This is a genomic window from Actinoplanes oblitus, assembly GCF_030252345.1.
GTDB lineage: Bacteria > Actinomycetota > Actinomycetes > Mycobacteriales > Micromonosporaceae > Actinoplanes > Actinoplanes oblitus.
Map to the genome: position 1 here is coordinate 3,820,426 of NZ_CP126980.1, position 25,932 is coordinate 3,846,357.

The following is a 25,932-nucleotide window of genomic DNA, read 5'->3' on the forward strand; positions in this document are numbered from 1 at the left end:
TGGTTACCGAACCGGGAAATTGGCTCGGAAGACGTGGTGCGGATCGTGGTCCTGCTTGATATCGCGAAGGCGGGCCAGCACCTCTTCGGTGAAGGCGTCAGCCACGGTCTCGGTGGGATTGAGGAACGTGAAGGGCTTGCGCCCGCTGGTGGGCAGAGTGGCGGCGAGACCGCGTTGCCGGTTCGCCACGGCTTCGGCCGTGGCGGGGTCGGTGGGCAGGCCGAACAGATAGAGTGCGTACGGCTCGGTCAGCGAGCCGTGCGGGCTGTCAGACGGCCGGGTGAACGCGCCGCCAAGGTGGCGGAGCTGCACGCTGAGCAGTGGCGCGATGGGATCGGCAAGCAGCGTCTTGACTGCGGCATCATCCCATGCGGTCAGTAGCTCTCCGCGTGCCAAGCCCGCGCCCGGGTCGGTGGGCTCGGCGGTGATGGGTCCGAGTTCGGTGACCGATCGGACGCGCCGGTTGTCCGACAGCGGTGGTGGCAGGTGGTCAACCGGGACGAGCAGGTCGCGGGCCTCGTCCTCGTGCCCGAGGTAGGTGGTGTCGAGGGCGACCATCGGGTCGGCGCCGGGGAAGTGCAGCAGATCCAGCCAGACGGTGAGTTCGTCCGGTGCGGTCGCGGTGATCTGCCGGTACGCGTCCATGACCGCGGGCGCGTGCTCGGCTGTCCATAATGTGCGGCCGCCGTACAGGTGGGGTGCGGGATGCAGCTGGAGGTGGAGGCTGGTGACGATGGCGAAGTCGCCGCCGGCGCCACGCAGGGCCCAGAACAGGTCCGGGTCGGTGCCAGCGCTGACCGTCCGCTGATCGCCGTTCGCGTCGACGATGTCGAACGCGGTGACGCTGTCGGCGACCCAGCCGTGGGCGCGGCCGAACCAGCTCAACCCTCCGCCGAGGGCGACGCCGGTGACGCTGACGACCGGGGAGCTGCCGGGCAGGCCGGTCAGGGAGTGTGATGCGGCGGCGGCCTGCAGGCGACCCGAGGAAACGCCCGCGCCGAGCCGGGCGCGGCGGGCTGCCGGATCGAGGCTCACGCCGTCCAGCCGCCGGGTGCGCAGCAGGATTGCGCCGTCGGTGCGGCCGGTCGCTCCGTGCCCGTTCGGCTGGGTGGTGATGGCCAGTCCGGCGGAGCGGGCATGCCGGACGAGCGTGCTGATGTCGTCGGCGTCGGCGGCCTCAACCACGGCCCTGACCGGTTGCTCGATCGCCAGGTTCCAGGGCCGTCGGGCGGCATGGAAGCCGGGGTCGCCGGGCAGCCATACCCGGCCGCGAACGATACTGGGCAAAGCGTTTACGGGGTTCACCGATTCTCCTTCTCAGACAGTTGTCGCGGCGTCGGCAGGGACCGTGTCGCGTTGGGCAGGGGTGAAGCCGAGGACGGTCAGGGCGGTGAGCGCGTCGTTCGCCGTCGTACCGGACAGGGCTTGCTCGTCAGTGCCGTACATGTCGGCTTCCTCGCAGGTCGGAGTGCGTGTGGAGCGCCTTCACTCTCGGCTGTGGCAAGGAGCGGATCAACGAGATCGTGTGTAAGGATCGTCAAGCCAGGGTTAACGATCGGAGAGGCTGGACGTGCTGGAGCGACACGAGCTGGAGGCGTTCCTGACCCTTGCCGAGGAGTTGCACTTCGGCCGCACCGCCGAGCGCCTGCGGGTGTCGACCGCCCGGATCAGCCAGACCATCGCCCGGCTGGAGCGGCGCGTCGGGGTTCCACTGTTCAACCGCACCAGCCGCCGCGTGGAGCTGACCACGGTGGGCCGGCAACTGTACGACCAGCTGCGACCTGCCTGGGATCACATCGCCGCCGCACTGGAGCAGGCCATCGTCGCCGGACGCGGCATCACGGGCACCCTGCGGACAGGTTTCGTCGGCGCCGCCGGCGGCCAGCTTCTCATCGGCGCCGTCGAACTGTTCCGGAAGCGCCATCCCGACTGCGAGGTGCAACTCCGCGAGGCCCAGATGACCGACCTGATGCCTTGGCTGCGCGACGGACAGATCGACATCGCCCTGGGCACCTTCCCGATCGACGAGCCGGGCATCAGCACCGGACCGGTCCTCGTGTCGGAGGCACGCATGCTCGCGGTGCCCGCCGAGCACGTCTTCGCCCGCCGCAAGTCCGTCGGTCTGGAAGACCTGGCCGGGGTCCGAGTGCTCCAGCTTCCCGACACCCTGCCAGAGTCCTTGCGCGAAGACCGCACGCCACGTCACACCCCGTCCGGCAGGCCGATCGAGCCCGGCCCCGCCGCGGCCACCTTCAACGAGATGCTCACCCTCGTCGGGGCCGGCCACGGCGTCTTTCCGGTCGGCGCACAGGCCAGGCGCTACTACGCCCGCCCCAGCGTCGCTTACATCCCGTTCCGCGACGCCGCACCCCTGCGATGGGGCCTGCTATGGCGAACCGACAGTGCCACCGCCCGCGTACAGGCCTTCGTCGGAGCTGCTCGCGACTTCACCGGACGAGGAACCGCCGATCGACAGCTATGACCATGCGAGTCGGTTGACGATCAGCAGGACGATGCCGGCCTTGGCGGACGCGTGCGCCGGGCCGAGCCGGCAGGGTCGCCGTGAGTAACGGCGGTCACGATGGGTCCTTCTCCACCGTGATCGTCACCCTCGCGCTGGTGTGCTGGGAACTGGTGCACGTGTATCGGCCCGGTTCGTCCAGAGCGAGTAGCTGCGTCTCGCCCTCGGCGAGCCGGGAGTTGGCGCCGTTGTCGTTCTTGTCGCACACCATGGTCTGGGCCGTGCCGGACCGGTTCGTCACGGCGAAGTTCTCCGTCGCGGCCACCGTGACCCTCGCCGGTTCGAAGGCGTAGCCGCCGGACGGCGCGGAGACGATGGTCAGCGCGTGCGCCGGAGCTGCGCACCCGCTGTCGCCGGAGACGGTCAGCCGAAGCACGGCACCGGCGCTCTCCACCCGGAAGGTGCCCTCGTGCGGGAACTGAACGACCTGGCGCTCGCCACGATCGACGACGCTGGTGACGATGCCCGCGTCCGGACTGGCCGACAGCGTGCGCGCGGTGTCGGACCGGTTGACGACCGCGAGCGCGGCCCCGCGTTCGATGGTGAGGCTTGCCGGCTTGAACGCCGTCCGGGTGATCACGACTTTGGTGGCCGTCGTGCACCTCGGGTCGGTGGCACCGACCGTCCTGGACCCGGTCGCGGCGTTTCCGCCGGTTGCCGCCACGCCCGGGCCTGTCGTACTTGGCGAGCCGCCAGCCGAGGCCGGCGCGCAGGCTACGAGGGTCAGGAGGGCCGCAGCCGCGGCGTAAAGGGTCGACCACGGACGGCTTACCAGCATGACTCGGCGCACCAGGCCTCTCTCGTCAGGATCAAGTGTTCGCCGGGTAGTACGCACCAGCGGCATCAGCGGATGACCGGCCGGAGACTCATTGGCAGAGGGGGCGCGCCGGCGCCGGGCAGTTGGCCGCCGGTCGGCTTCACCAGGAGCGGGCGACCCGCAACGGCTGTTGATCGGCGACTGTACCGTCCCGGACATGGGCAGTAAGCAGGCAATGTTCTTGGGTTGGGCGGCCGCGCTCGTCACGGCCGGCGTGGCATTGGCCGGCTGCGGAACCATCTCCCTCGAGGGCGAGAACCCGGCGAGCGAAGCTGAGCAGGCAGCGAAGCGGCTGAACGACGACCTCGGTTACCGCGACCGTCTTCGGGAGGCCGAGTACATCGCCGCGACCGAGGTGCCCACCGCGGCGCAGGGCAGCGACAGCGAGGTCAGCGCGACACCCCTGGCCTGGTCCGGGCGGGTCTTCGCGGACGAGAAGGCCACCATCGACGTCCGCTTCGCCGTACGAACCCGCGACTCGGAGCCCACCGACGGCACGACCTGGTGCTACCGCTACACGCTCGAGTTGTACCGCTACACCAGTTACGACGAAATCGACTGCCCGGCGGTCGCCTCGCCACCCGCGCCCTCGGCCTCGCCGCCGCTGAAACTGCCGGACGACGCCCCGGCCCGACTTGCCGCCGCGCTACGTGACGCCACGCCCGAGACGCTCGCCGACCGCGTCCGAACCGCCTTCCCGCAGGACGGCATCGGGGTGGACACCGTCACCGACAAGGGCACCCTGGTCGCCGCGGTGGGCGTGGCCGCCGAGCGAGACTGCCTCGTGATGATCCGCAAGCCGGACGGGAAGACGATGCCGGTCGCCTTCCGTCCCGTGCAACTCGAGCCCGGCGAGACGGGCTGCCGGACCAGCCTGTACACACATCCGGCGCAATAGTCCCGGCACCGGCTCAGGTCGGCCGGTGCCGGTGTCCGGAGCGTCGATGGTGGTTGTGCGGGCGCGGTCGAGGATGTCGGAATCCAGCACGTGGGAGCGGCCGGCCGGTCGCGGGTCAGTGCGGGCAGGAACCGTGGTGCCCGTCCCGGTAGCGCAACTGGGTGGTCAGCACCTCTCCCGCCACACCCCGGCCGATCGCCTGCCCGGCCCGGTCGCTGAAGCGGAAGTGCTGCCCGCCATAGATCCGGGACGACCCGGCCTCGGTGGCCGCCGCCGAGAAGCCCGGATAGCTCCGCGCCACCCCGCCCGGCGCCGAGTCCGTGGCGTGCGTGAACGCGATCCGGTCGGTGCAGAAGAACCCGGCCAGCACGGCAGCCGCGGCGCCACTGTACGAACTGTGCCCCGACACGTACTCCGGCGAGCCGCCCACGCTGCCCGCCCGCGGCGTCCACGCCGGATCCGGCTCGGTCGCCGGGTTGCCGTCGGTGTCCGCCTCCCGGATCGCTGTGGTCGGCCGCCAGTGCCGGTACGTGTACTTCGTCGCCACCGTGGCCACCGTGGTGTCGGCCAGCGCCATGGTCAGCAGCGCGGTCAGCCGGGTCTGCTCGCCCAGCGGCAGGTCCCGGTCACCGGACACGGTCAGCGCGATCCGCAGCCACTCGCCCGGCGGCTGCGCCGACCCGGCCGGCAACGACCAGAACTGGAACGTCGCGAGCAGGTCCGGTGCCGGGATCGCGGCGTTGCCCAGCGCCTTGACCTCGGTGAACGCCTGCGCGTAGGTGTCGCTGGTCAGCGCCGGCGGTGGGCCGGGCACATACCGTGCCGGGTCGGCCACCGCGAACGGCAGCACGTCGCGGTACTGCGTGCCGGACCACTCGGCCCGGAACACCCCGGGCCCGGCGCCCGCGGGCTGACTCCGCACCGGCCGGTAACCGTCGCCGGCCCGCGCGGTGCTCACCGCCGCGCCGACCCGCTCGCCCCACGCCGCGCCACGAGTGACCGGCGTGCCCGGCCCGAGCCGGGCCAGATCCGCGGCGAGCTGCGCGTCATAGGTGGCGGTGCGGTCGGCGTCGGCCCGCACCAGCACCGCGTGCGCCGCCGACGCCGCCGCGGCCTGCGGGTCGGCGCCGTGCGGTCCGCTCTCCCCGACCAGCGCCGGCGTGCGGCGGGCGGGCCCGGTCCGCAGCCCGTTGACCGCGTCGTACATGGCCACGTCGAGCATCGCGTAGAGGCGCGCCGCGTCCGCGTCGGTCGCCCGGGTGGTCCGCACCGCGGTGAGCGCGAGTTCGTTCCACACCCGGACGCCGTCGATGTCCGGTCGCTTGCCGTGAGCGACCGCCGGTGTACCGGCCCCGACGCCGGCCAGGAGCACTGCGACGACGAACAACAGCTTCTTCATCCGCACACGGTCCCGCACCGGGCGGAACGCGGGCATCGATGTGTAGCCAACCGGACGGTTCGCCGCGGCTCACGATCGCCACGATTTCCGGTACGCGCGGCGAGCGCGCTCCGGGCGTACCGAAAGCGTCTGGTGACGGTGACCCGCGGCGTGCCGTGAGCGGCGGGCGGTCGCAACCGATCCGCAACCGGATGGAACTCGTCGGTGGCCGGGAACTGCCGATCGGCAGGAGTCCGCTTGATGACGACCGGGGGGAGCGGCATGGCTGGGCGACGTCTTCCGCTCTGGATCGGGCCGCTGCTGCTGGCGCCGGTGCTGACCACCGCCTACTACGTGGCCGGGCACTTCGCCGGCGGCTTCGCGGCGGTCACCCAGTTGCTGTATTCGAGCGCCTCGCTCACCGCGGTGGCCGGTCTGGTCCGCGGGGCGCTGCGGTACCGGCCGCGCGGCGCCCGCCGCCCGTGGCTGCTGCTCGCCGCCGGGCAGGGCAGCATGCTGATCGGGGACCTGGTCTACTTCGTGCTCGGCCGCTCGGGCGAGGTGCCCTACCCGAGCGTCGCCGACCTGTGGTATCTCGGCGGCTCCCTCGGCTTCACGCTGGGCCTGCTGTCGCTGGTGCGCCGCCGCACGCCGGAGTGGGACCTGCCCAGCCTGCTCGACGCCACAGTGGTGGCGGTGGCGGTCAGCCTGCTCGGCTGGGTCTACCTCATCCACCCGCTGTCGGCGGGTGCGACCGGCCCGGCCCAGGCGGCCACCGTCGCCTTCCCGGTGATGGACCTCATGCTGCTCAGCGTGGGCGTCCGGCTCATGATCGGCGCCGGCACCCGGCCGCGGGCGTTCTGGCTGGTCATGCTCTGGCTGGTCGGCGTGCTGATCGGCGACACCACCTACGCCGTGCAGGCGTTGCTGGGCACCTATGACGGCGTGTTCGTCGACGGGGTGTGGATGTGCGCGGTGCTCTGCCTGGCCGCCGCCGGACTGCACCCGTCGATGGCCACCGTCGACGAGCCGTCGCCGGCCGCCGCGCCGGACGCCACCCGGACCCGGCTGGCGATCCTGGCGGTCGCCTCGGTGGTGGCGCCGGTGACGCTGGGCGTGCAGTACCTGCGCGGCGCCGCGCTGCACGTGCCGGAGGTGACGGTCGCCTGCGTCGTGCTGTTCCTGCTGGTCCTGGCACGGATGGCGGGTCTGGTCGGGGTGCAGCGGACGATGGCGATCACCGACGGGCTGACCGGGCTGCGGACCCGGCGCTACCTGGAGGAGGCGTTGCGGACCGAGGCGGACAGGTGCCGGCGTACCGGTGCCTCGCTCGCGTTCGTGCTGGTCGACGTCGACCACTTCAAGCGGGTCAACGACACCTACGGTCACCAGGCCGGCGACCGGGTGCTGGTCGAGGTGGCCCGCCGGATGCGGCAGGTGGTCCGTACCGGTGACGTGGTGGCCCGCTACGGCGGCGAGGAGTTCGCGGTGCTGCTGCCCGGCGCCGACCCGAGGTCGGTCGCGGCGATCGCCGGAAGCATCCACCGCGGGGTGTCGACGGCGCCGTTCGCGGTCGGCGACGACCAACTGCTGTCGGTCACCATCTCGGTCGGCGTCGCCTGCCTGCCGGACGACACCCACGAGGTGGCCGAGCTGACCCGGATCGCCGACCAGGCGCTGTACGCGGCCAAGGCGTCCGGCCGCAACCGGGTCGTGCTGGCCGGCACCGACCCGCTGCCCGCGGCGGCGTGATCAGCGGGACGGATCCCAGTAGGGCGTGGGCGGGCCGGCACGCCGGCCCGGGCGGTGAACAGCCGTCCCGAGTCCGGATGGCGCGCCAGCTCGGCGGGAGTCAGCCCGGCCCGCGCCGTCGTGATCACGAGGAGATCCAGGTCCGGCCCGGCGAAGGCGACGCTCGTCACGTGCGGCGCGTCGACGGCCACGGTCGCCACGACAACACCCTTGGGGGTACGGCACTCCACCCGCCCGCCGCCCCACACGGCGATCCACAGGTTCGATGGCGCGAGCGCTAGCATCCGGGGCATGCAGCCACGCCGCAGTGCGCAGTGGTATGCCGGGGATGATCGGAACAGCTACATCCACCGGGCCTGGATGCGCCGTGGACTGCCCGCCGACGCGTTCGCCGGGCGGCCGCACGTCGCGATCGCCAACACGGCCTCCGATCTGACGCCGTGCAACGCCCACCTGAACGAGGTGGCGCGCAGTGTGTCCGACGGGATCCTTCAGGCCGGTGGGATCCCGTTGAACCTGCCGGTGGTGTCGCTGGGCGAGACGCAGGTGCGGCCCACGGCGATGCTCTGGCGCAACATGGCGGCGATGGCGATCGAGGAGATGTTGCGGGCCAACCCGATCGACGGGGTGGTCCTGCTCGGCGGCTGCGACAAGACCATCCCGGCGCTGCTGATGGGTGCCGCCTCGGTGAACCTGCCCGCCGTCGTGGTGCCCGGCGGGCCGATGCTCACCGGCACGTTCCGCGGGGTCCCGCTGGGCTGCGGCACCGACGTGTGGAAGCTGTCCGAGGAGGTCCGGGCCGGGACGCTGCCGGCCGCCGAGTTCCAGCGCTCCGAGTCCTCGATGATCCGCAGCCGGGGGCACTGCAACACGATGGGCACCGCGTCGACGATGGGGCTGCTCGCCGAGGTGCTCGGGATGACGCTGCCGGGGATCGCCGGCATCCCGGCCCCGGACAGCCGGCTGCTGGAAGCCGCGCACGCCACCGGGGTGCTGGCCGTCGAGATGATCGACGCCGGTCGGCGGCCCGGTGACGTGCTCACCCACGGCTCGTTCCGCAACGCGATAGTCGCGCTGGCCGCGCTCGGCGGTTCGACGAACGCGGTGGTGCACCTGCTCGCCATCGCCGGCCGGCTCGGGGTGCCGCTCACCCAGGACGACTTCGACCGGGTCGGCGCGGACGTGCCGCTGCTGGTGGACCTGCTGCCGGCCGGCCGGTTCCTGATGGACGACCTGTACCGGGCCGGTGGGCTGCACGCCGTGCTCGCCGAGATCCGCGACCTGCTCGACCCGGCGGCGATCACAGTGACCGGCCGGCCGCTGGTCGAGCACCTCGCCGGGGCTGTCACGTACGACCGGGAGGTGATCCGCGCCCGGTCGCAGCCGTTGCGGCCGCACGCCGGGATCGCGGTGCTCTACGGCAACCTGGCCCCGGACGGCGCTGTCGTCAAACCCGCCGCCGCGTCCCCGCGCCTGCTGCGGCACCGGGGTCCCGCCGTCGTCTTCGACTCCGTCGAGGACCTGCACGCCCGGCTCGACGACCCGGATCTGCCGGTCACCGCCGACTCGGTGCTGGTCCTGCGCGGCTGCGGCCCGAAGGGCTACCCGGGCATGCCCGAGGTCGCGAACATGCCGTTGCCGGCGAAGCTGCTCGCGCGGGGCGTCCGCGACATGGTCCGGATCTGCGACGGGCGGATGAGCGGTACGGCGTACGGGACCGTCGTGCTGCACGTGTCCCCGGAGGCCGCCGCCGGTGGCCCGCTCGCCCGGGTCCGCACCGGCGACCCGATCGTGCTGGATGTGGCCGCCCGGCGCCTGGACGTCGACGTGCCGGCGGAGGAGTGGGCGGCCCGCGAACCGTCCGCCGAGGCCGCGACGGCCTACGCGGCACCCCGGCGCGGCTGGGAGCGCCTCTACGTCGACACCGTCGGACAGGCGAACACCGGTGCCGACCTGGACTTCCTGCTCGGATCGAGCGGCGATCACGTCGCCCGCGGCTCGCACTGACCAGCAGTACCGCCACCCGCCGATCACGTCGCGCGCAGCGCGTACCGGCCACCAGCCCAGCCCCCGGCCGGCGACTCCCCGGACACCGGTACCGACTTCACCGCCTGGCAGGGCGCAACCGGCTGTCCCGGTTCACCCTGACCGCGGACTGGAAGCTCAGCGTCGAGAAGGTCGTGCTCGACGTGCCCGCCTCCCGCGGCATCTGCTGCCACGTCGGCGGCGACATCGACTTCGACACGGCGATCACCAGCCCGCCGGCCGGCACCACCACGCTGTACCTCACGTTCGCCGGCGGGGCGGGAGCGCTCTTCGACGTGGACGCGTTCACCTTCACCCCCGGCGGCACCGGCCCGGTGGTCGGCTTCGCGGGCAAGTGTGCCTGGACGTCAACGGTGGTGGCAGCGCGCCCACCCGGTTTGTTTGATCCATTGACATTCGTACCTGTCCGATGACAGCTTGGTTACCAAGAGATCTCATCGCCATCGATGGGGGAGTCGCAGTTGCGCGATCTTGTCCGACGGAGGGTCGCCGCGGCGACCGCCGTGACCCTGGTGACGGGCGGCCTGGCGCTGATCCCGTCCACGTCCGCCCAGGCCGCCACCAAGCAGCCGAGAAGCGTCATCGCCGGTGACGCCCGCTTCCAGGTCCTCTCGCCGACGCTGATCAGAACCGAGTACGCCGCCGGCGGCCGGTTCACCGACGCCGGCACCTTCACCGTGATCGGCCGCGACGACTTCGCGCCGGTCCGCTTCACCCAGCGCGTCTCCCGCGGCTGGCTGACCATCGACACGGGCGCCGCCACCCTGCGCTACCGGGTCGGTTCCGGTCCGTTCACCAAGGACAATCTTTCGGTACGGCTGAAAGCCGGCCGCCAGACGGTGACCGCCACGCCGTGGGCGGGCCGGGGCGCCCCCGACTGCCCGCCCGGCGCCCTGTGCGAGGCCGAGGACCTGGCCCTCGACGGCCTCGGCCCGGCCACCGACCACCGTGACTACACCGGCCGGGGATTCGCGGCCGGGTTCGAGGGCACCGGCGCCTCGCTCGCCTTCGCCGTCACCCCGGCCGGCGCGGGCGCTCAGCAGCTGACCGTCCGCTATGCCAACAGCACCGGCGGGGACGGGCAGAACGTCACCCGTACCCTGACCGTCACCGTCGACGGTGTCGCGGCCGGGACGCTGAGCCTGCCGCCGACCGGCAACTGGGACACCTGGGCGCTCGCCTCCGCGCCGCTGAGCCTGACCGCCGGCCGGCACGAGATCCGCCTGGTGCGCACGGCGAGCGACTCCGGCAACGTGAACGTGGACAGCCTGGCGGTCCTCGCGCCGGGCGCCGGCTACCCCGCACCCGTCCCGGCCGGGCCGCAGCCGTGCGCGTTCGGCACGGTGTGCGAGGCCGACACCGGCGCGGCCGCCGGTGGTGCCCGGCTCGCCGACGACCACAACGGGTACTCCGGGGCGGGCTTCCTGGCCGGCCTGGAACGTGCCGGGTCCGGGACCGCGCTGACCGTGACCGGGGTACCGGCTGACGGGACCTACCAGGTGCAGCTGCGCTACGCCAACGGCCAGGCCGGCAGCCAGCCGGTGCGGGCCAGGACGATGACGGTGACGGCGGACGACGGGACTCCGGTCACCGCCACGCTGCCGCCCACCAGCGGGTGGGACTACTGGCGTACCGAAAAGGTCCTGGTGTCCTTGACGGCCGGCACCAACACGGTGACGCTGGGCTGTCCGACCGATCAGAGCTGCAACGTCAACGTGGACACCGTCGCGGTGACCGCGCGCCGGGCGCCGCTGCTGGCCCCGCACGCGCCGCTGGGCGGATACCGCCGCGGCCTGGACGGCGTCAACGGCGGTGCCCGGACCTTCGCCGGGCTGCTCTACCAGGACGGCTGGTCGCTGCTCGACGACTCCGGCGCGGGACAGGACGGGTACGTCTTCGCCTACGGTCAGGACTACCGGCGGGCGCTGCGCGAGCTGGCCACCCTGACCGGGCCGACGAAGCTGCTGCCGAAGTGGGCCTACGGGGTCTGGTACTCGGAGTACTACGACCGGACGGCAGCCGGGTTCCAGGACATCGTCACGCGGTTCCGGAGCGAGGGCGTGCCGCTGGACGCGCTGGTCGTGGACACCGACTTCAAGGCGCCGGACCGGTGGAACGGCTGGTCGATCGACCCGTCCCGGTTCCCGGACTGGACGGCGTTCGCGACCTGGCTGCGGGAGCGCGGGGTGCACACCGGGCTGAACATCCACCCGAGCATCCTCGGATCGGATCCGCACTTCGCGCGGGCCCAGGAGATCGCCAAGGGGAAGCTGCGGCGAACCGGGTGCAACGGCGGCGCGGACTGCTACGTGTTCGACTTCGGTGATCCGGACCAGCTGGCGGCGTACTTCTGGCTGCACGACCAGATGGGCGCGACGGGTGTCGACTTCTGGTGGCTGGACTGGTGCTGCGACGCGTCGCGGGGCCGGGACGCGGTGATCAACCAGCGGTACGCGGAGAAGACCGGGTTCGCGTTCTCCCGGGCGTACGGGTCGCTGCAGGCCGGTGGCTACGGCAACCCGGGGCCGGTCGCGAGCGGGCCGTGGGCCGACAAGCGGAGCACGCTGCACTTCACCGGGGACACCACCTCGAACTGGGAGACGCTGCGGTTCGAGGTCGGCTACACGCCGGGGGAGTCGGCGGCGACCGGGCTGGCCGCGATCAGCCACGACATCGGCGGGCACACCGGTGGACTGCAGGAACCGGGGAGTGAGCCGGGCAGCACCAAACTTCCCGACGACCTGTACGCGCGGTGGGTGCAGATGGGCACGTTCCAGCCGATCGACCGGCTGCACTCCAACCACAGCGACCGGTTGCCGTGGCAGTACGGCCCGGCGGCGAACGCCTCCGCCAAGAAGTTCCTGAACCTGCGGAGGAAATTGCAGGGGTACACGTACGCCGCGGCGGCCGAGGCGACGCGTACCGGGACACCCATCGTCCGGGCGATGTACCTGGCCTATCCGGGTGAGCAGGAGGCGTACGCGAGCGCCGGCAGCCAGTATCTGTACGGGCCGGATCTGTTGGTCGCTCCGGTGACCACGCCGGGCGCGACCGCGACGACCACCGTCTGGTTCCCGCCGGGCAGCACGTGGACGGACTACTTCACCGGGAAGCGGTATGCGGGCGGCACCAGTGCCGCCGTCACCACCACGCTGGAGACGATGCCGGTCTTCGTCCGCTCCGGGGCGAAGATCCGATGAACCCGGGCGGCGGGGGCGCGGTCGTGACCACGCCTCCGCCGCCGGGGTCATCGTCTGACTGCCGCCTCTGCCGCCTCGGCTCCTCCGGCTGGGCCGTCGCCTCGCACCGGCCATTCCGGTCCGTCGCTTCCCTCCGCCGTGACAAGGACCTCATTGGACGGTGGGAGCGTTCCCAAGAGGGTCGTGCGGCCGCCAGGATGGCCGGGTGAAGACTTCCTCCTTCTCGACCCCGCTACGGCTCCTCGTGGCGCTGGCCATGGCAGTCCTCGCGGTGGCCGCCGCACCCGCCCCGGCGTCCGCCGGTCGGACGCCCACCCGTCTGATCATCGATACCGACTTCGGCCAGTGGTGGGACGACGTCGCCGCCGTCGCCGCCGCGCACACCGCTGCCGACCAGGGCAGAACCCGAATCCTCGGCATGATGACCGACGTCCGGAACGACTGGAACGCGCCCGCGCTGGACGCGCTCAACACCTGGTACGGCCGGCCCGGCATCCCGATCGGCGTCACCGCCGGCGCCGCCCCGGTCGATCAGAACTACAGCCGGCTGCTCGCCGAGAACTACCCGCACGCCGGGCGGACCGAGGACTCGGTGGCGCTGTACCGCCGGCTGCTGCGGTCGCAGCCCGACCACAGCGTGACGATCCTGTCGATCGGTTCGCTCACCGGCCTGTCCCGGCTGCTGAAGACCGACCGCGCCCTGGTCGCCCGCAAGGTCGCCCGTGCCGTCGTCATGGGCGGCGAGTACCCGGCCGCCACCGCGCCGGAGTGGAACTTCGGTCTCGACCTCGACGCCACCCGGCACGTGGTGGCCGGCTGGCCCACCCCAATCGTGTTCGACGGCTTCGAGACCGGCCTGCCCGTGCTCGTCGGCAACAACGTCTGCGCCACCCACCCGGCCGGCAGCCCGGTCCGCGCCGCCTTCGACGTGCTGTACGGCTGCGGCACCACCCAGCACGACGGCACCTGGGATCCGACCGCGCTGTACTACGCCATCTACGGCCCCGACGGCGTCTTCCGCCTGTCCGGCTCCGGCGGCCACAACGTCGTCACCCCGGACGGCCTCAACACCTGGACCGTCGGCGGCCACCGTCAGCAGTACCTCGTCCTCACCGACCCGGCCGCCCTCACCTCGAAACTCGACGCCCTGATCGACGCCGTTTAGTCCCGGAGCGCTCGCGCGCCCGGCCCCGGTCGCGTCCGCCGACACCCCGCAGGTCGTGGCCGCCTGACGGGATGCCGATTCCCGGAAGGCCATCAGCCGTCCGCGGCACCACGCCTCTGATCGCGGCGTGCGCGCGACGCCGTCGTCCCATCCGTGAATGCATGCCGCGACCCGGGCTGGTCGCTGTGGTGGTGTCGCGGGCCGGGATGGGGTCGTGGGTGCCAGCCGGGCCCGTGGGGCTGGTCGCTGTGGTGGTGTCGCGGGCCGGGATGGGGTCGTGGGTGCCAGCCGGGCGCGTGGGGCTGGTCGCTGTGGTGGTGTCGCGGGCCGGGATGGGGTCGTGGGTGCCAGCCGGGCGCGTGGGGCTGGTCGCTGTGGTGGTGTCGCGGGCCGGGATGGGGTCGTGGGTGCCAGCCGGGCGCGTGGGGCTGGTCGCTGTGGTGGTGTCGCGGGCCGGGATGGGGTCGTGGGTGCCAGCCGGGCGCGTGGGGCTGGTCGCTGTGGTGGTGTCGCGGGCCGGGATGGGGTCGTGGGTGCCAGCCGGGCGCGTGGGGCTGGTCGCTGTGGTGGTGTCGCGGGCCGGGATGGGGTCGTGGGTGCCAGCCGGGCTCGTGGGGCTGGTCGCTGTGGTGGTGTCCCGGGCCGGGACAGGACCGTGAGCGCCAGCCGGGACTGCGGAACAGCGAGCGGATCGGGTCGGTATCACGGCTGACCGACCAGCGGGGCCGGGAATGCCAACGCCTCCCAGGGGGCACCGGGAGGCGTTGGTGATCGGGGCGGCGCCGCGTGACTCCACCGGCGTACCGGAAAGGGGTCAGGGTTTGGTGTTGGCCAGAGACGCGTCGCCGTTGTAGTGGCTGAGGACCCGGGGGTCCATGATCCGGTGCCACAGTGGTGGGATCAGGGCGAGCACCAGCATCGTGGCGTAACCCGCCGGCAGTTGCGGGGAGACGTCGAAGGTGCGCAGCGTCTGGTAACGGCGCAGCGGGTTGGCGTGGTGGTCGCTGTGGCGCTGCAGCTGGAACAGGAAGACGTTGGTGGTCAGGCGGTCGCTGTTCCAGCTGTGCCGCGGGTCGACCTTCTCGTAGCGGCCGGTGGCGGTGCGCTGCCGCAGCAGCCCATAGTGTTCCAGATAGTTGACCGCCTCCAGCACCGAGAAGCCGACCACCGCCTGCAACGCCAGGAAGATCAGCACGCCGGGGCCGAAGGCGACCGTGAGGGCCGTGAAGAGCAGCGCCGTCATCGCCCAGGCGTTCAGGATGTCGTTGCGGAAAGACCACGGGCTGCGCCCGCGGAGCCGGTGCCGGCTGGTCTCCAGCCGCCAGGCCGACAACAGACTTCCCTTTACGGTACGCGGCCAGAACCTCCAGAACGACTCCCCGAGCCGGGAACTCGCCGGGTCCTCGGGGGTCGCCACCCGGACGTGGTGGCCGCGGTTGTGTTCGACGAAGAAGTGGCCGTAACCGGTCGGCGCCAGCGCGATCTTGGACAGCCAGCGTTCCAGTGACTCGCGCTTGTGGCCGAGCTCGTGGGCGGTGTTGATGGCGATGCCGTTGACCAGCCCGGCGGTGAGCACCAGCCCGGCGGCACCGGCGACTCCCGGGCCGCGGGTCCAGATCGCGCAGGTCATCACCAGGGCGGCGTACTGCGCGGGCAGGAACAGGTAGGTGATCCAGCGGTAGTAGGGGGAGGCCTGCAACGCCGGCACCACCTCCTCGGGCGGGTTGGCGCGGTCGTCGCCGACCAGCAGATCGATCACCGGGATGACGCCGAGGATGAAGACCGGGGTCAGCCACCAGGCCCAGGCGGACCCGGCGGTGGCGTCGAGCAGCAGGGCGGCGAAGGGCAGCACGGGCACGACGAGGGCGAGCGGCCAGAGGGGGCGTTTGGTGTCCCGCCAGGGGACGACGGCGGCGGTCATGCATCGATGCTTTACAAACGAAGCCGTCGTGTCAATAGAGTGGACAGCAACGTGGCTTTTGTCGGCATGATGGGTCCTGCGGGCCGCAGCGGCACGCCGGAAGCCGCGGAGCCGAGAAGGCGGGGGCCGCAGCGGCACGCCGGAAGCCGTGGGGCCCAGAAAGCGGGGCCGGGAAGGCGAGGCCGGGAAGGCGGGTGGGGGAGGCGAGGCCGGGGAAGGCAAGGCCGGGAAGGCGAGGGCGTGAAGGAGGTGGGGAAGAAGGCGAAGCGCGGGGAAGGCGAGGCGAAGAGGGGTGGTGCGGAAAGGTGGGGTCGAGAAGAAGGGCCCGCCAGGGTGCTCACCGGGCGGAACGTGGTTACCGCATCAGGCGGGCGAAGACCTCGGCCAGGGCGTCCGCCGAGGTCTCCGGAGGGCCGGACGGCAACATCAGGTGGCTCACGGTGAGCCGCACGATCGACTCGCCGGCCAGCCTCGTGGTCGCCGGATCGGCCGCCGGCAGGCAGGCCGCGGCCCACTCCTCGATCACCGCGCAGGCCGCGCTCAGCAGCAGGTCGGAGCGGGTGGTGAGGAAGGGGAGCAGCTCGCCGGCCCCGCCGGGCGCGCTGGTCAGGATCGCCTTGATCAGCGGGTTGCCGGCGGCCTCGCGCAGCGTGTGCAGGATGGCCGCGTGCCCGGCGGCACGGACGTCGTCGCCGTGCTCGTGCAGCCGGGCCCGGACCGCGGTGGTGAACTCGTCGATCTCCCGGACGGCGAGCGCCTCGGCGAGACCGGCCCGGGTGCTGAACTCGTTGTAGACGGTCTGCCGGCTGACGCCGACCGAACGGGCCACGTCGGCCATCCGCACCCGGTCCCAGCCGTTGGCCACGGTCAGCTCCCGGGCCGCGGTGACCAGGGCGTCCCGCAGCCTGGCCCGGTTGGCGTCACGGTAGGAGAGCGCTGATTCCATGGCGCGCCCAGCTTACCCAGCACCCGGGTCACCGGCTTCCGGCCGTACCGAAAGCTATTCAGCGGTGATGTGCCACAGCCGGACCTTGTCGTCCGCGCCCGCCGTGATCAGGCGTTTGCCGTTGCGGCTGATCCGCAGCGCCCAGATCGGGCCGGTGTGCCCGGTCAGCGGCTTTCCCTCGGGGCTGCCGGTGGCCGGGTCCCACAGGCGTGCGGTGCCGTCGTCGCTGCCGGTGGCGAGCACCTTTCCGTTGCGGCTGAACCGCATGGCGCGCACCGGTCCGCTGTGGCCGGTCAGGGGAGCGGTGGCCGCCCGGCGGGTTGCGGTGTTCCACAGCTGGACGCTGTTGTCGCCGCCGGAGGAGGTGGCCAGCAGTTTGCCGTGGCGGCTGAAGGTGAGGGCGTAGACCGGCCCGGTGCTGGTCGTGATCGGTTCGCCGGCGGGCTTGCCGGTGGCCGGGTTCCACAGCCGGACCAGGTTGCCGCCACCGGAGGCGGCCAGCAGCTTGCCGTCCGGGCTGAAGCTCATCGCGTAGATCGGGGCGGCGCCCACGATCAGCGGCTCGCCGATGGGCCGGCCGGTGCCGGTCTCCCACAGCCGCACCGTGTTGTCCGCGCCGGAGCTCGCCAGGCGCTTGCCGTCCGGGCTGAACACCACCGAACCGATGGCGCCGGCGTGACCCCGCAGGGTGCGCAGCGCGCGGCCGGTGGCCGGATCCCACAGCCGGATGGTCGCGTCGTCGCCGGCGGTGGCGAGCAGGTCGCCGGCCTTGGTGAACGCCACCGAGCGCACCGCCCCGTCGTGGCCGGTCAGCGGCGGCCCCGATCGCTTGCCGGTGGCCGGATCCCAGAGCGACACCTCGCGATCACCGGCGACCGCCAGCAGCTTGCCGTCGGAGCTGTACATGATGGTGCGGACCGCTCCGGCGTAGCCGGCGAGCGGCGGTCCCGACGGGCGACCGGTCGCGGCGTTCCACAGGCGCACCGCTCCCTTGCTCACGGTGGCGAGGACCTTGCCGTCCGGGCGCAGGGCGATGAGCCCGTTCTCGCCGGGCACGACGGCGCGGGAGCGGGCGGTCCTGGCGGCCGAGGCGTGCCCGACGGCGCGGGAGCGGGCGGTCCTGGCGGCCGAGGCGTGCCCGTCGGTGCGGGAGCCGGCGGTGCCGGTGACCGAGGCGTGCCCGACGGGATTCGGCGGCGCGGCGAGCGCGGGCTGCGAGATGGCGATGACGGTGGAAGCGAGCAAGCCGGTCACGGCCGCGGCGACGACCCCGTAGCTGATGTTCTTGGTAGTCACTTTGGCAATGTAACCGCCTTGTTGGGGGGATTTGCGCTGTTAGTCGCAGTCCATCACCCCGGGTGGTCACGGACCTCGGTGCGGAAGGGCTGTCCCGCCGGGGGAGTGCGGTCACGGCTCCAGCGGTACCGCGTACCGCGCCGCGATCTCCGCCCGGCCGGTGTCCGGCCGAGCCGGCCCGCACCGCCGTCGGGGTGACTGCGGTGCGGGCCGGGGGACTCGGCTCAGAAGGTGACCTGGGCCGGGGTGAGGTGCGCGGTGGTGGTGCCGTCGCCGAGCTGGCTGTTGGCGTTGTTGCCCCAGCACCAGAGGCTCGCGTCGGCGCGGAAGCCGCACGTGTGGTAGCCGGTGACGTGCTGCGGCGTCCAGGTGGTGGCGGTGCCCACGCGTACCGGAGCAGTGCGGTTGGTGGTGGTGTCGTCGCCCACCTGGCCGGCCATGTTGTTGCCCCAGCACCACAGGGTGCCGTCGGTACGGTCGGCGCAGACCGAGTTGAAACCGGCGTCAACCCGGCTCCAGGTGGTGCCGGCGACCTGGACCGGCGCGGTCTGGTAGGTGGTGCCGGTGCCGAGCTGGCCGTAACCGTTGTCGCCCCAGCACCACAGGGTGGCGTCGGTGCGGGTGGCGCAGGCGAAGGCGTATCCGGCCGAGACGCTCGCCCAGGTGGTGCCGGTGCCGACCTGGGCCGGCGTGGTGGCGGCGGTGAGCCGGCCGAGGCCCAGCTGACCGTCGCCGTTGTCGCCCCAGCACCACAGGGTGCCGTCGGTACGCGTCCCGCAGGTGTGCCCGAACCCGGTGGAGACACCGGCCCAGTTGGTAGCGGTACCAACCTGCAGCGGGGCCGTCGCGTAGTACACCGACGAGGTCACGCCCAGCTGGCTGAGCCGGTTGAAGCCCCAGCACCAGAGCGTGCCGTCGGTACGGGTGGCGCAGGTGTGACTGTCCCCGGCGCTGACGCTCGCCCAGCCGGTCAGGGTGCCCACCCGGGTCGGGGTGTTGCGGTTCGTGGTGCTGCCGTCGCCGAGCTGGCCACGGGTGTTGGCGCCCCAGCACCACAGCGAGCCGTCCGCCTGGGTGCCGCAGGTGTAGCTGGTGCCGGCGTCGATGCTCGCCCAGGTGGTGGCGGTGCCGACGCGTACCGGACTGGTCTTCTTGACGGTGGTGCCGTCGCCGAGCTGGCCCTTGGTGTTGTCGCCCCAGCACCACAGGCTCGCGTCGGCGCGGATGGCGCAGGTGTGCGAGTAGCCGGCGGCGACGGTGGTGGCCGATGGCGGGGCGGCGGTGGCCGGCCCGGCCGTGCCGCCCAGAGCCAGCACCGTCAGTGCGGCGGTGGTGAGAAGGCGCGCCATGAATGTGCGCATGTGTCGATCACTCCAAGCCGGGTCGGGATGTGTGGGAGCGCTCCCACGACTCGTAACAAAGTTCATACCATTGACAACCGACATTGACTAGGAGCGATGTCGTCAGGCGGGACCCGCGGAACCGCCCGGCCGGCGTGCCGATACCGGCTTCGTGCCAGACCCTCTCCCGGGTGCTGTCCCGGCTTCCCGGCCGGCCATAGAGTGCGCGGAAAGTCGGCCCGGCCAGGGAGGATCCCCGTGAGACGGCGTTGGTTCATCGCGGTTCTGTGCGCCATGGTGGTCCTGGCGGTCATCGCCGGGATCGCGTTGTCCCGGATGCGACACCCCCGGGACAGCGCCGCCCCCAGGGTCTCCGTGAGCGCGACCGCCGGCTCGGAGCCGGACGTCACCGCCAGTCCGGAGCCGGACGTCACCGCCACCCATCGCCCGAGGTCCGTACCGACCCACCACGTCACGGCAGCGCCGATCGTCACCGCGACCACGGACGGCCCGGCCATCGCCTACTTCCGGGTCACCGGCAAGCCGTCCTGCCCGTCCGGCACCAACCAGGCCCCGCACCCCGGCGACCCGGTCACCCTGGAATGGAAGGTGACCGGCGCCGACAAGACCACCCTCTCGGTCGACGGTCCCGGCGTCTATGCCGAATACCGCGCCAAGGACTCCGCCACCCTCACCTTCTCCTGCGGCGGCGACCCCGGCGCCTACCAGACGCACACCTACCTGCTCACCGCGATCACCCCGGACGGCACCAGGACCAAGAAGCTGACCGTTCAGGCGAAGATCAACGAGATCACCACCGTCTGATCGGCCCGGGCCGTCCACCCCGAGGCGAGACCGATTTCCGGTACGGCCGGGGCGCCCCCGCGCCGTCGCCGGCGGCACGGCACCGGGAACGGGCGACGGCAAGCGACGACTAGAAACCGTTGTCGGCCAGCCAGCGGGGGTCCGGGGCGACCGACTGGAGCACCTCGACCAGCAGCCCGTCCGGGCCGGCGACCTGGAACCGGCGCTGCCCCCACGGCTCGGTCACCAGCGGCATGACCACCTCCAGGCCGGCGTCCCGCAGCCGGGTGTACTCGGCGTCGACGTCGGCGACCAGGAACGCCAGCAGCGTGCCGACCACGTTCTTGCCCCGCGTCACGGCCGGCCACGACGGGTGGTCGCGCTGCACGAAGTCCAGGCTCAGGCCCGGGTGGCCGGCGTGCCGGGTGTTGACGTACCAGCCCAGGTCGATGCCGACGGCGAACCCGAAGTGCTCGGCGAACCAGGCGGCGCTGGCGGCCGGCTCCACCGCGGCCAGCGCCATCCCGACCAAACTGAACTTCATCAGTGCCTCCTAGCGGGAACCACGATCTGTGGCGGTTCCACGATCGCCGCCGAGCCGGAACCGATCAACGGCGAAGCCGGCAACCGCCGATAACCGGCGGGTTATCGGCGGCCGACCAGCTCGCCGACCTCGGTCCGGGACGAGACGCCGAGTTTGCGCAGGATGTTCGACACGTGCACGGCGGCGGTCTTCGGTGAGATGTAGAGGCGCCGGGCCAGCTCCGTGTTGGTCAGGCCGTCGCTGATCAGCACGGCGACCTCACGCTCGCGCGGCGTCAGCGCGGCCGGACCGGTCACCGCCGCCGCCGCGTCGGCCGGGGCCATCCCCAGCCGGGCGCGGACCTGGTCGAGCTGCGCCACCCGCCAGCCCCGCCACTGGGCGAGCAGCGACGCGGCCGCCTCGACCTGGGCGGCCGCCTCCGCCCGCCGGTCGGCGGCGAGCAGGCAGCGGGCCGCGCCGACCCGCACCGTCCCGCGGGTCGACGGCCCGAGGATGTGCGCGTCGGCCACCGACAGGTAGAGCTCGAGCGCCTCGGCGTGCCGGCCGAGCACCTCGGCCAGCTGGGCGTCGACGACAGTCCGGTACGCGTCCCACACGCTGGCGTCCAGCAGCGTCCCGGCCAGCCGCTGCAGCCGGTCCGGCGACAGCCCGGCCTGCAGCGCCGCGGAGATCAGGTCGTGCGCCTGCTCGCCGCTGCGCCAGGTCTGCTCGTCGATGGCCACGACCAGCTCGTCCATCGCCGCCTCGGCGCGGGGCAGGTCACCGCGGCGGCAGGCGAGGTGGAACACCAGCCCGGGAAGCATCGCCGGCGGATTGTTGGGCAGCGACGCCAGGTCGGTGATCAGCCGCTCGACCCGGTCCAGCTCGCCGGCCTCCAGGTAGAGCCCGGCCAGGAAGACGCCGTGATAGTCGGCCCACCGGCCGCGCCGGCGGAAGCTGAGGTCCTGCTCCCGGCCGTTCTCCAGGGCGGTGAGCGCGCCACCGAGGTCGCCGGCGCGGACGGCGAGCCGGGCCCTGTTCTGGTAATAGGTGGCCTCGGCCAGGGACTCGAAGCCGGCCCGCTCGGCGTCGACGCGCATCCGCTCCAGCATCGCGGCGTGCTCGGCCGGCGACGTCGGTGGCTCGCCCTGCACCAGCGCGTTCAGGGCGCGGGCGGCCAGCACCCACTCGCCGGCGCGTTCCGCGTCGTCGACCAGCCCGGCCAGGATCTTGCGGCCGTCGGCGGCGGTCCGCGGCCGGTCGGCGAGCACCGAACCCTTCTCCACCAGCGCGGCCAGGCGCACCGCCGGCAGGTCGAACTCGTCGGCGAGCGCCAGCGCCCGGTCCGACCAGAGCAGGGCGGCGTCCAGCTCGTCGCGCAGCGTGGCCGACTGGGCGATGGCGGTCATCGCGCGGGCCTGGTCGGCGCCGGGCGGCAGCTGCGCGATGAGCGTCTCGATGTCGTGCGTGAGCGCCCGCATCTCGTCGGTCGCCCGGGCCTCCCAGGCGACCCGGACCAGCAGGTACAGCGACTCGGCGCGATCGGTGGCGGTGGCCGCGAGGTCGCGCCAGCGCCGGCCGTAGCGCAGCGCGTCGTCGAGCAGCCCGGCCAGCCACGCCGCCCGGGCGGCCGAGGCCAGCAGGCCGGCGTCGTCGGCGACCTCGTCGAGCCCCATCTCGGCCAGCTGCAACGCCTGGTAGGCGGAGCCGATCGACAGGTACAGCGCGGCGCCGTCGCGGGCCGCGGCGACCATGTCGTCGTACCGCCCCGCGCCGCGGGCGTGGTGGGCCACCATGGCCGGATCGGAGGTGCCGCCGCGCAGCAGCGTGTCCAGCGCCGCCTCGTGCAGCCGCCGCCGCTGCCGGCCCAGCATCTGGTCGGCGATGGCCTCGCGGACCAGCGCGTGCCGGAACGCGAACTCGTCCTCGCCGGACTCCACCAGCACGCCCCGGGTGACCAGGTCGCGCAGGACGGCGATCAGCTCGTCCTCCCCGCTGCCGGTCACCGCGGCGAGCAGGTCGAACGGGATGCGGTGGCCGAGCACGGTGGCCGCCTCGACGATCCGGTGGCTGACCGGGTCGAGGTCGTCGACCTGGCGGCGCAGCACGTCGGCGAGGCTCCACGGGAGGGGCTGCTCGACCAGGCCCTCCACGTCGTACCCCGGAAGGGCTCGCAGCAGCTCCTCCAGGAAGAAGGGATTGCCGCCGGTGCGGTGATGCAGCGCCGTCGCGGCGCGCAGCGGCGCCGGCGCGCCGGTCGCGGCCGCCAGCATGGCGGCGGTCTGCGCCGGGGTCAGGCGATCGAGGCGTACGTGGGTGAGCGCGTGCCGTCGCTCCATCCGCGCCAGCAGCCCGGCCACCGGCTGGCGGTGCGACACCTCGTCCGGCCGGTACGTCCCGATCAGCAGGTGCGGCCCGTGCTGGTCGGCGATCCGCTCGAACAGCGCGGCACTCTCCGAGTCGGCCCAGTGCAGGTCCTCGAAGACGATCACCGCCGGCGCGTCCCCGATCAGCTCGGTGACGATCGCCAGGCCGACGTGCAGCCGCTCGACCGGGCTGCGCCGCGGGTCGCCGAGCGCGGCCAGCTGCTCCTCGTCGACCTCCGGGCGCCCGTCGATCGCGTCCAGCAGCACCTCGTAGGGCCGCGACAGCGAACCCGGCTCGGCCTGCCCGACCAGCACCACGGTCCCGGCCGGCACGGTGCCGAGCAGCTCGTGCACCAGCCGCGTCTTGCCGATCCCGGGCTCGCCCGCGATGATCGCGACCGCCGGCTCACGCGCGGAGGCGAGCCGCGCCAGGCGGCGCAGCTCGCTCTCCCGCCCGATCATCACTGGGCTGGCACCGCCGCGGACCGTTCGCACGACGCCAGCGTACTGGTGGGCTGACCGCGCACCGCCGAGGCGTTGACCACCCTGCGGGCCAGGCGGCTCAGACGGGCGACGCGCGCCAGCCGCTCCCGGTCCGCCTCCGCGATCAGCTGGTCGCGGCGCTCGTTCGCCACCGTGAGCAGGATGTCCGAGTGCATCATCATGGCCGATCTCCCTATCGTCGTCCGATGTGTCCATCATCGATCGACAGGATCACTGCCACATCCGGCGCGCTTACCTATCTTCCCAGCTCAGGTCGCTTTAGGTGGCTCGCGTGAGCGGCCTAGGCATACCTACGCGGCCCTCCGCGCGCTGCTTGATGCCGAGCAGCATCCGCCGCTCCATGATCAGCGATCCGGGCTCCATCAGCAGCCGGTCGACCAGCCTGCGGACCCACGTCGGGTCCGGCACGCTGATCCGGTTGCGGCTCAGCAGCCGGGTGCCCGGCGCCCGGTCGTCCAGCTGGAAGGTCCACAGCCAGGCGCCGTCGGTGGAGCGCAGCGCCAGTGTGCGCGCCGGATCGCAGATCTCCACCCGCATCGCCGGGCCGTCCGTGCCCAGCGGCAGCACGTCACCGGTGGACAGGTCCTGGAACTGCGGCAGGATCACGTCGCTGCTGTGCATGTCGAGGCCGAACAGGTTCTCGATCCAGTCGTAGGTGTAGGCGCCGGCCCGGCCACTGCCCATCTGGACCAGCCACGGCCAGACCGCTTCCGGCGCCGCGTTGATCGTCACGGCGCGGGTCGACTGCACCCGCGGCCGGGGCACCAGGTCGTCGCCGGGCAACGGCCGGGCGGCCTCCGCAGCGGTGGCGCCGTAGGTGAGGTACCAGCGCCGGGCCGGCGGCGCGTAGGCCACCGCCACGAGCAGCGCCGCCGTGCCCACGCCGAGCCATCTCCGGTTCATGGCCGCCTCCCTCCGAGGTCGTCCCGCCCATCGTCGCGCCGCCGGTACCGCGCGGCCCAGGGGCGCAGGTCATCGGCACACCTGTCACCCGGCCCGGTGCTACCGCCCGCGGGGTGGCGGGGGACCGTACTTGGCGGCTGCCGCGTTCGCGGTGGGGCAGCGGCCCTCGTCGCGGCCGCAGGCGTGCAGGTCGCAGAGGCGGCAGATCCAGGCGCCGCCGTCCTTGTCCTCGACCACGGCGGCCAGCAGCCGGCCGAGCAGGTCGTGCAGCGTGCCCCGCTGGTCCGGGCTCAGGTTCCGCAGGGCCCGCTCCAGCACCGTGGAGCGGGCGCCGGACACCCGGGCCGCGGCCTGCCGACCGGCCGGGGTCAGGGTGACCGCCCGGGACCGGCCGTCGCCGCCCGGACCGCGGGTGACCAGGCCCTCCGACACCAGGCGGTCGACCAGCCGGACCGCGCCGGAGTGGGTGAGGCCGAGGACCCGGCGCAGCGTGTCGACGCTCGGCGCGTCCAGGAAGTGGTGGAGGGCGGAGAGGGCCGCGCCGCGGGCGCCGGACTCGCCCGCCTCGGTGGCCGCGCGTGCCGCCATCTGGTCGGTGAGGACCAGGGCGAGGGCGCCGAGCACGTTCGCCTCCGGACTGAGCGGGTCAGCCACAGTCGTACGCCAGGGTGAGCGGCATCCAGGGATAGTCGCCGTGGGTGGAGCTGCTGGTGGCGGTGCCGGTGAGGCCGGACAGCTCGCCGGTCGCGTCGATCACCCGGAACTCGCCGCGCGCCGTGGTGCCGTCGAAGGTGCCCTCGCCGGCCAGGACCACGGTGCCGGTCCGGCCGTCGAGCGTGCCGGCCAGCGACATCAGCGTCACGTAGGTGCTGGTGCCGTCGGCGCGGTAGTACAGCAGCGCCTCGAAGGCACCCTCGGTGAGCTGCTCACCGCCGGCGAGCACCACCTCGGCGCGGGCCAGCTTGGTGCCGTCGGCCCGCTCCCGGTACGGCTTCTCGTCCCACGACTTGATCTCGAATGTGGTGGCCAGTGTCGTCGTCATACCGGCACCATATATGAGTCAGTCATATATCGCGTCCGGGGGCCGGCCAGCGGACATCCGGTGACCGCAATGGCGGGCAGGCTGGGCACATGACATCGACGTGGAAGATCGAGTTGATCCCGGTACCGGTCGCCGACGTGGACCGGGCCAAGGCGTTCTACCAGCGGATCGGCTTCACCGCCGACATCGATCGGCAGGTCCGCGCGGGGCTGCGTTTCGTGCAGCTCACCCCGCCGGGCTCGGCCTGCTCGATCGCGATCGGGGAGGGCATCACCGAGAAGGTCCCGGGCACCCAGGAGATCCAGGTGGTGGTGGCCGACGCCGAGACGGCCCGCGAACAGCTGCTGGCGGCCGGTATCGAGGCGAGTGAGGTCGACGTGCAGCCGTGGGGGAACTTCGTGTACTTCCGGGACCCGGACGGCAACCGGTGGTCGCTGCAGGCGGTCGAGTACCGCCCGAACGGCTGACCGGCCGCGGACGTCCCGGCCTCCGAGACCCGGCGTGGCCGCC

Annotated in this window: 23 protein-coding genes and 2 pseudogenes; 10 read left to right on the forward strand and 15 right to left on the reverse strand. The window is 72.7% G+C overall.

The window, feature by feature from the left end; all coding sequences use genetic code 11:
- Positions 1 to 3: 3 nt before the first annotated feature.
- Positions 4 to 1,287 carry an FAD-binding oxidoreductase gene (locus Actob_RS17145; RefSeq protein ID WP_284921205.1) on the reverse strand — a complete coding sequence of 428 codons (1,284 nt, stop codon included), beginning with the start codon at positions 1,285 to 1,287 and terminating at the stop codon, positions 4 to 6.
- A gap of 30 nt (positions 1,288 to 1,317) precedes the next feature.
- Entirely contained in the window at positions 1,318 to 1,446 is a 129-nt protein-coding gene (locus tag Actob_RS17150; protein ID WP_284921206.1) for a hypothetical protein, read from the reverse strand.
- A gap of 124 nt (positions 1,447 to 1,570) precedes the next feature.
- On the opposite strand from Actob_RS17150, the gene Actob_RS17155 reads away from it, so the two are divergent.
- Positions 1,571 to 2,482, forward strand: coding sequence for a LysR family transcriptional regulator (locus Actob_RS17155; RefSeq protein ID WP_284921207.1), 912 nt, complete (start codon positions 1,571 to 1,573; stop codon positions 2,480 to 2,482).
- Positions 2,483 to 2,576: 94 nt separating this feature from the next.
- Here the strand turns inward: Actob_RS17155 and Actob_RS17160 are convergent, their stop codons facing one another.
- The gene (locus tag Actob_RS17160; protein WP_284921208.1) at positions 2,577 to 3,101 is read right to left on the reverse strand and encodes a cupredoxin domain-containing protein; all 525 of its coding nucleotides are present in this window, start codon (positions 3,099 to 3,101) and stop codon (positions 2,577 to 2,579) included.
- Between the two features lie 394 nt (positions 3,102 to 3,495).
- On the opposite strand from Actob_RS17160, the gene Actob_RS17165 reads away from it, so the two are divergent.
- Positions 3,496 to 4,236 (forward strand): hypothetical protein, encoded by a 741-nt coding sequence (locus Actob_RS17165; RefSeq protein ID WP_284921209.1) that lies wholly within the window; start codon positions 3,496 to 3,498, stop codon positions 4,234 to 4,236.
- Between the two features lie 115 nt (positions 4,237 to 4,351).
- Here Actob_RS17165 and Actob_RS17170 read toward each other — a convergent pair whose 3' ends face one another.
- On the reverse strand, positions 4,352 to 5,635 hold the full coding sequence (locus Actob_RS17170; RefSeq protein WP_284921210.1) for a vanadium-dependent haloperoxidase: 1,284 nt from the start codon (positions 5,633 to 5,635) through the stop codon (positions 4,352 to 4,354).
- A gap of 261 nt (positions 5,636 to 5,896) precedes the next feature.
- On the opposite strand from Actob_RS17170, the gene Actob_RS17175 reads away from it, so the two are divergent.
- Positions 5,897 to 7,366 carry a GGDEF domain-containing protein gene (locus Actob_RS17175; RefSeq protein ID WP_284921211.1) on the forward strand — a complete coding sequence of 490 codons (1,470 nt, stop codon included), beginning with the start codon at positions 5,897 to 5,899 and terminating at the stop codon, positions 7,364 to 7,366.
- A 170-nt stretch (positions 7,367 to 7,536) separates the two neighbouring features.
- On the opposite strand, the pseudogene Actob_RS17180 reads toward Actob_RS17175, so the two are convergent.
- Positions 7,537 to 7,659: pseudogene (locus tag Actob_RS17180) on the reverse strand (SMP-30/gluconolactonase/LRE family protein); the annotation flags it as partial.
- On the opposite strand from Actob_RS17180, the gene Actob_RS17185 reads away from it, so the two are divergent.
- From Actob_RS17185 to Actob_RS17205, 5 genes and pseudogenes are all read left to right on the forward strand, one after another.
- Positions 7,658 to 9,373, forward strand: coding sequence for an IlvD/Edd family dehydratase (locus Actob_RS17185; RefSeq protein ID WP_284921212.1), 1,716 nt, complete (start codon positions 7,658 to 7,660; stop codon positions 9,371 to 9,373). The pseudogene Actob_RS17180 and the gene Actob_RS17185 overlap by 2 nt on opposite strands.
- 42 nt (positions 9,374 to 9,415) lie before the next feature.
- A pseudogene (locus tag Actob_RS44030) lies at positions 9,416 to 9,615 on the forward strand (hypothetical protein); the annotation flags it as partial.
- Between the two features lie 300 nt (positions 9,616 to 9,915).
- Positions 9,916 to 12,612 (forward strand): TIM-barrel domain-containing protein, encoded by a 2,697-nt coding sequence (locus tag Actob_RS17195; RefSeq protein WP_284921213.1) that lies wholly within the window; start codon positions 9,916 to 9,918, stop codon positions 12,610 to 12,612.
- Between the two features lie 205 nt (positions 12,613 to 12,817).
- Positions 12,818 to 13,777 carry a nucleoside hydrolase gene (locus tag Actob_RS17200; protein ID WP_284921214.1) on the forward strand — a complete coding sequence of 320 codons (960 nt, stop codon included), beginning with the start codon at positions 12,818 to 12,820 and terminating at the stop codon, positions 13,775 to 13,777.
- A 161-nt stretch (positions 13,778 to 13,938) separates the two neighbouring features.
- Positions 13,939 to 14,436 carry a hypothetical protein gene (locus Actob_RS17205; RefSeq protein WP_284921215.1) on the forward strand — a complete coding sequence of 166 codons (498 nt, stop codon included), beginning with the start codon at positions 13,939 to 13,941 and terminating at the stop codon, positions 14,434 to 14,436.
- A gap of 155 nt (positions 14,437 to 14,591) precedes the next feature.
- Here Actob_RS17205 and Actob_RS17210 read toward each other — a convergent pair whose 3' ends face one another.
- The 4 genes from Actob_RS17210 to Actob_RS17225 all read right to left on the reverse strand — a co-directional run bounded on the left by Actob_RS17210 (position 14,592) and on the right by Actob_RS17225 (position 19,301).
- Complete coding sequence (locus Actob_RS17210; RefSeq protein WP_284921216.1) at positions 14,592 to 15,698, reverse strand: alkane 1-monooxygenase; 1,107 nt, start codon at positions 15,696 to 15,698, stop codon at positions 14,592 to 14,594.
- Between the two features lie 355 nt (positions 15,699 to 16,053).
- On the reverse strand, positions 16,054 to 16,644 hold the full coding sequence (locus tag Actob_RS17215) for a TetR/AcrR family transcriptional regulator (RefSeq protein WP_284921217.1): 591 nt from the start codon (positions 16,642 to 16,644) through the stop codon (positions 16,054 to 16,056).
- Between the two features lie 54 nt (positions 16,645 to 16,698).
- Positions 16,699 to 17,940, reverse strand: coding sequence for a WD40 repeat domain-containing protein (locus Actob_RS17220; RefSeq protein ID WP_284921218.1), 1,242 nt, complete (start codon positions 17,938 to 17,940; stop codon positions 16,699 to 16,701).
- A gap of 224 nt (positions 17,941 to 18,164) precedes the next feature.
- Complete coding sequence (locus tag Actob_RS17225) at positions 18,165 to 19,301, reverse strand: RCC1 domain-containing protein (protein ID WP_284921219.1); 1,137 nt, start codon at positions 19,299 to 19,301, stop codon at positions 18,165 to 18,167.
- A gap of 237 nt (positions 19,302 to 19,538) precedes the next feature.
- Here Actob_RS17225 and Actob_RS17230 point away from each other — a divergent pair, with 237 nt between their 5' ends.
- Positions 19,539 to 20,105 carry a hypothetical protein gene (locus Actob_RS17230; RefSeq protein ID WP_284921220.1) on the forward strand — a complete coding sequence of 189 codons (567 nt, stop codon included), beginning with the start codon at positions 19,539 to 19,541 and terminating at the stop codon, positions 20,103 to 20,105.
- A 109-nt stretch (positions 20,106 to 20,214) separates the two neighbouring features.
- Here the strand turns inward: Actob_RS17230 and Actob_RS17235 are convergent, their stop codons facing one another.
- From Actob_RS17235 to Actob_RS17260, 6 genes are all read right to left on the reverse strand, one after another.
- Positions 20,215 to 20,628 carry a VOC family protein gene (locus Actob_RS17235; protein ID WP_284921221.1) on the reverse strand — a complete coding sequence of 138 codons (414 nt, stop codon included), beginning with the start codon at positions 20,626 to 20,628 and terminating at the stop codon, positions 20,215 to 20,217.
- 101 nt (positions 20,629 to 20,729) lie between these two features.
- Complete coding sequence (locus Actob_RS17240; protein WP_284921222.1) at positions 20,730 to 23,468, reverse strand: ATP-binding protein; 2,739 nt, start codon at positions 23,466 to 23,468, stop codon at positions 20,730 to 20,732.
- Positions 23,435 to 23,638 (reverse strand): hypothetical protein, encoded by a 204-nt coding sequence (locus Actob_RS17245; protein WP_284921223.1) that lies wholly within the window; start codon positions 23,636 to 23,638, stop codon positions 23,435 to 23,437. The genes Actob_RS17240 and Actob_RS17245 overlap by 34 nt, the downstream gene beginning before the upstream one ends.
- 97 nt (positions 23,639 to 23,735) lie before the next feature.
- Positions 23,736 to 24,380, reverse strand: a complete 645-nt coding sequence (locus Actob_RS17250; protein WP_284921224.1) for an SRPBCC family protein — start codon at positions 24,378 to 24,380, stop codon at positions 23,736 to 23,738.
- 99 nt (positions 24,381 to 24,479) lie between these two features.
- On the reverse strand, positions 24,480 to 25,034 hold the full coding sequence (locus Actob_RS17255; protein WP_284921225.1) for a MarR family winged helix-turn-helix transcriptional regulator: 555 nt from the start codon (positions 25,032 to 25,034) through the stop codon (positions 24,480 to 24,482).
- Positions 25,027 to 25,422 carry a DUF3224 domain-containing protein gene (locus Actob_RS17260; protein WP_284921226.1) on the reverse strand — a complete coding sequence of 132 codons (396 nt, stop codon included), beginning with the start codon at positions 25,420 to 25,422 and terminating at the stop codon, positions 25,027 to 25,029. The genes Actob_RS17255 and Actob_RS17260 overlap by 8 nt, the downstream gene beginning before the upstream one ends.
- An 89-nt stretch (positions 25,423 to 25,511) precedes the next feature.
- On the opposite strand from Actob_RS17260, the gene Actob_RS17265 reads away from it, so the two are divergent.
- Positions 25,512 to 25,889, forward strand: coding sequence for a VOC family protein (locus Actob_RS17265; protein ID WP_284921227.1), 378 nt, complete (start codon positions 25,512 to 25,514; stop codon positions 25,887 to 25,889).
- Positions 25,890 to 25,932 lie beyond the last annotated feature (43 nt).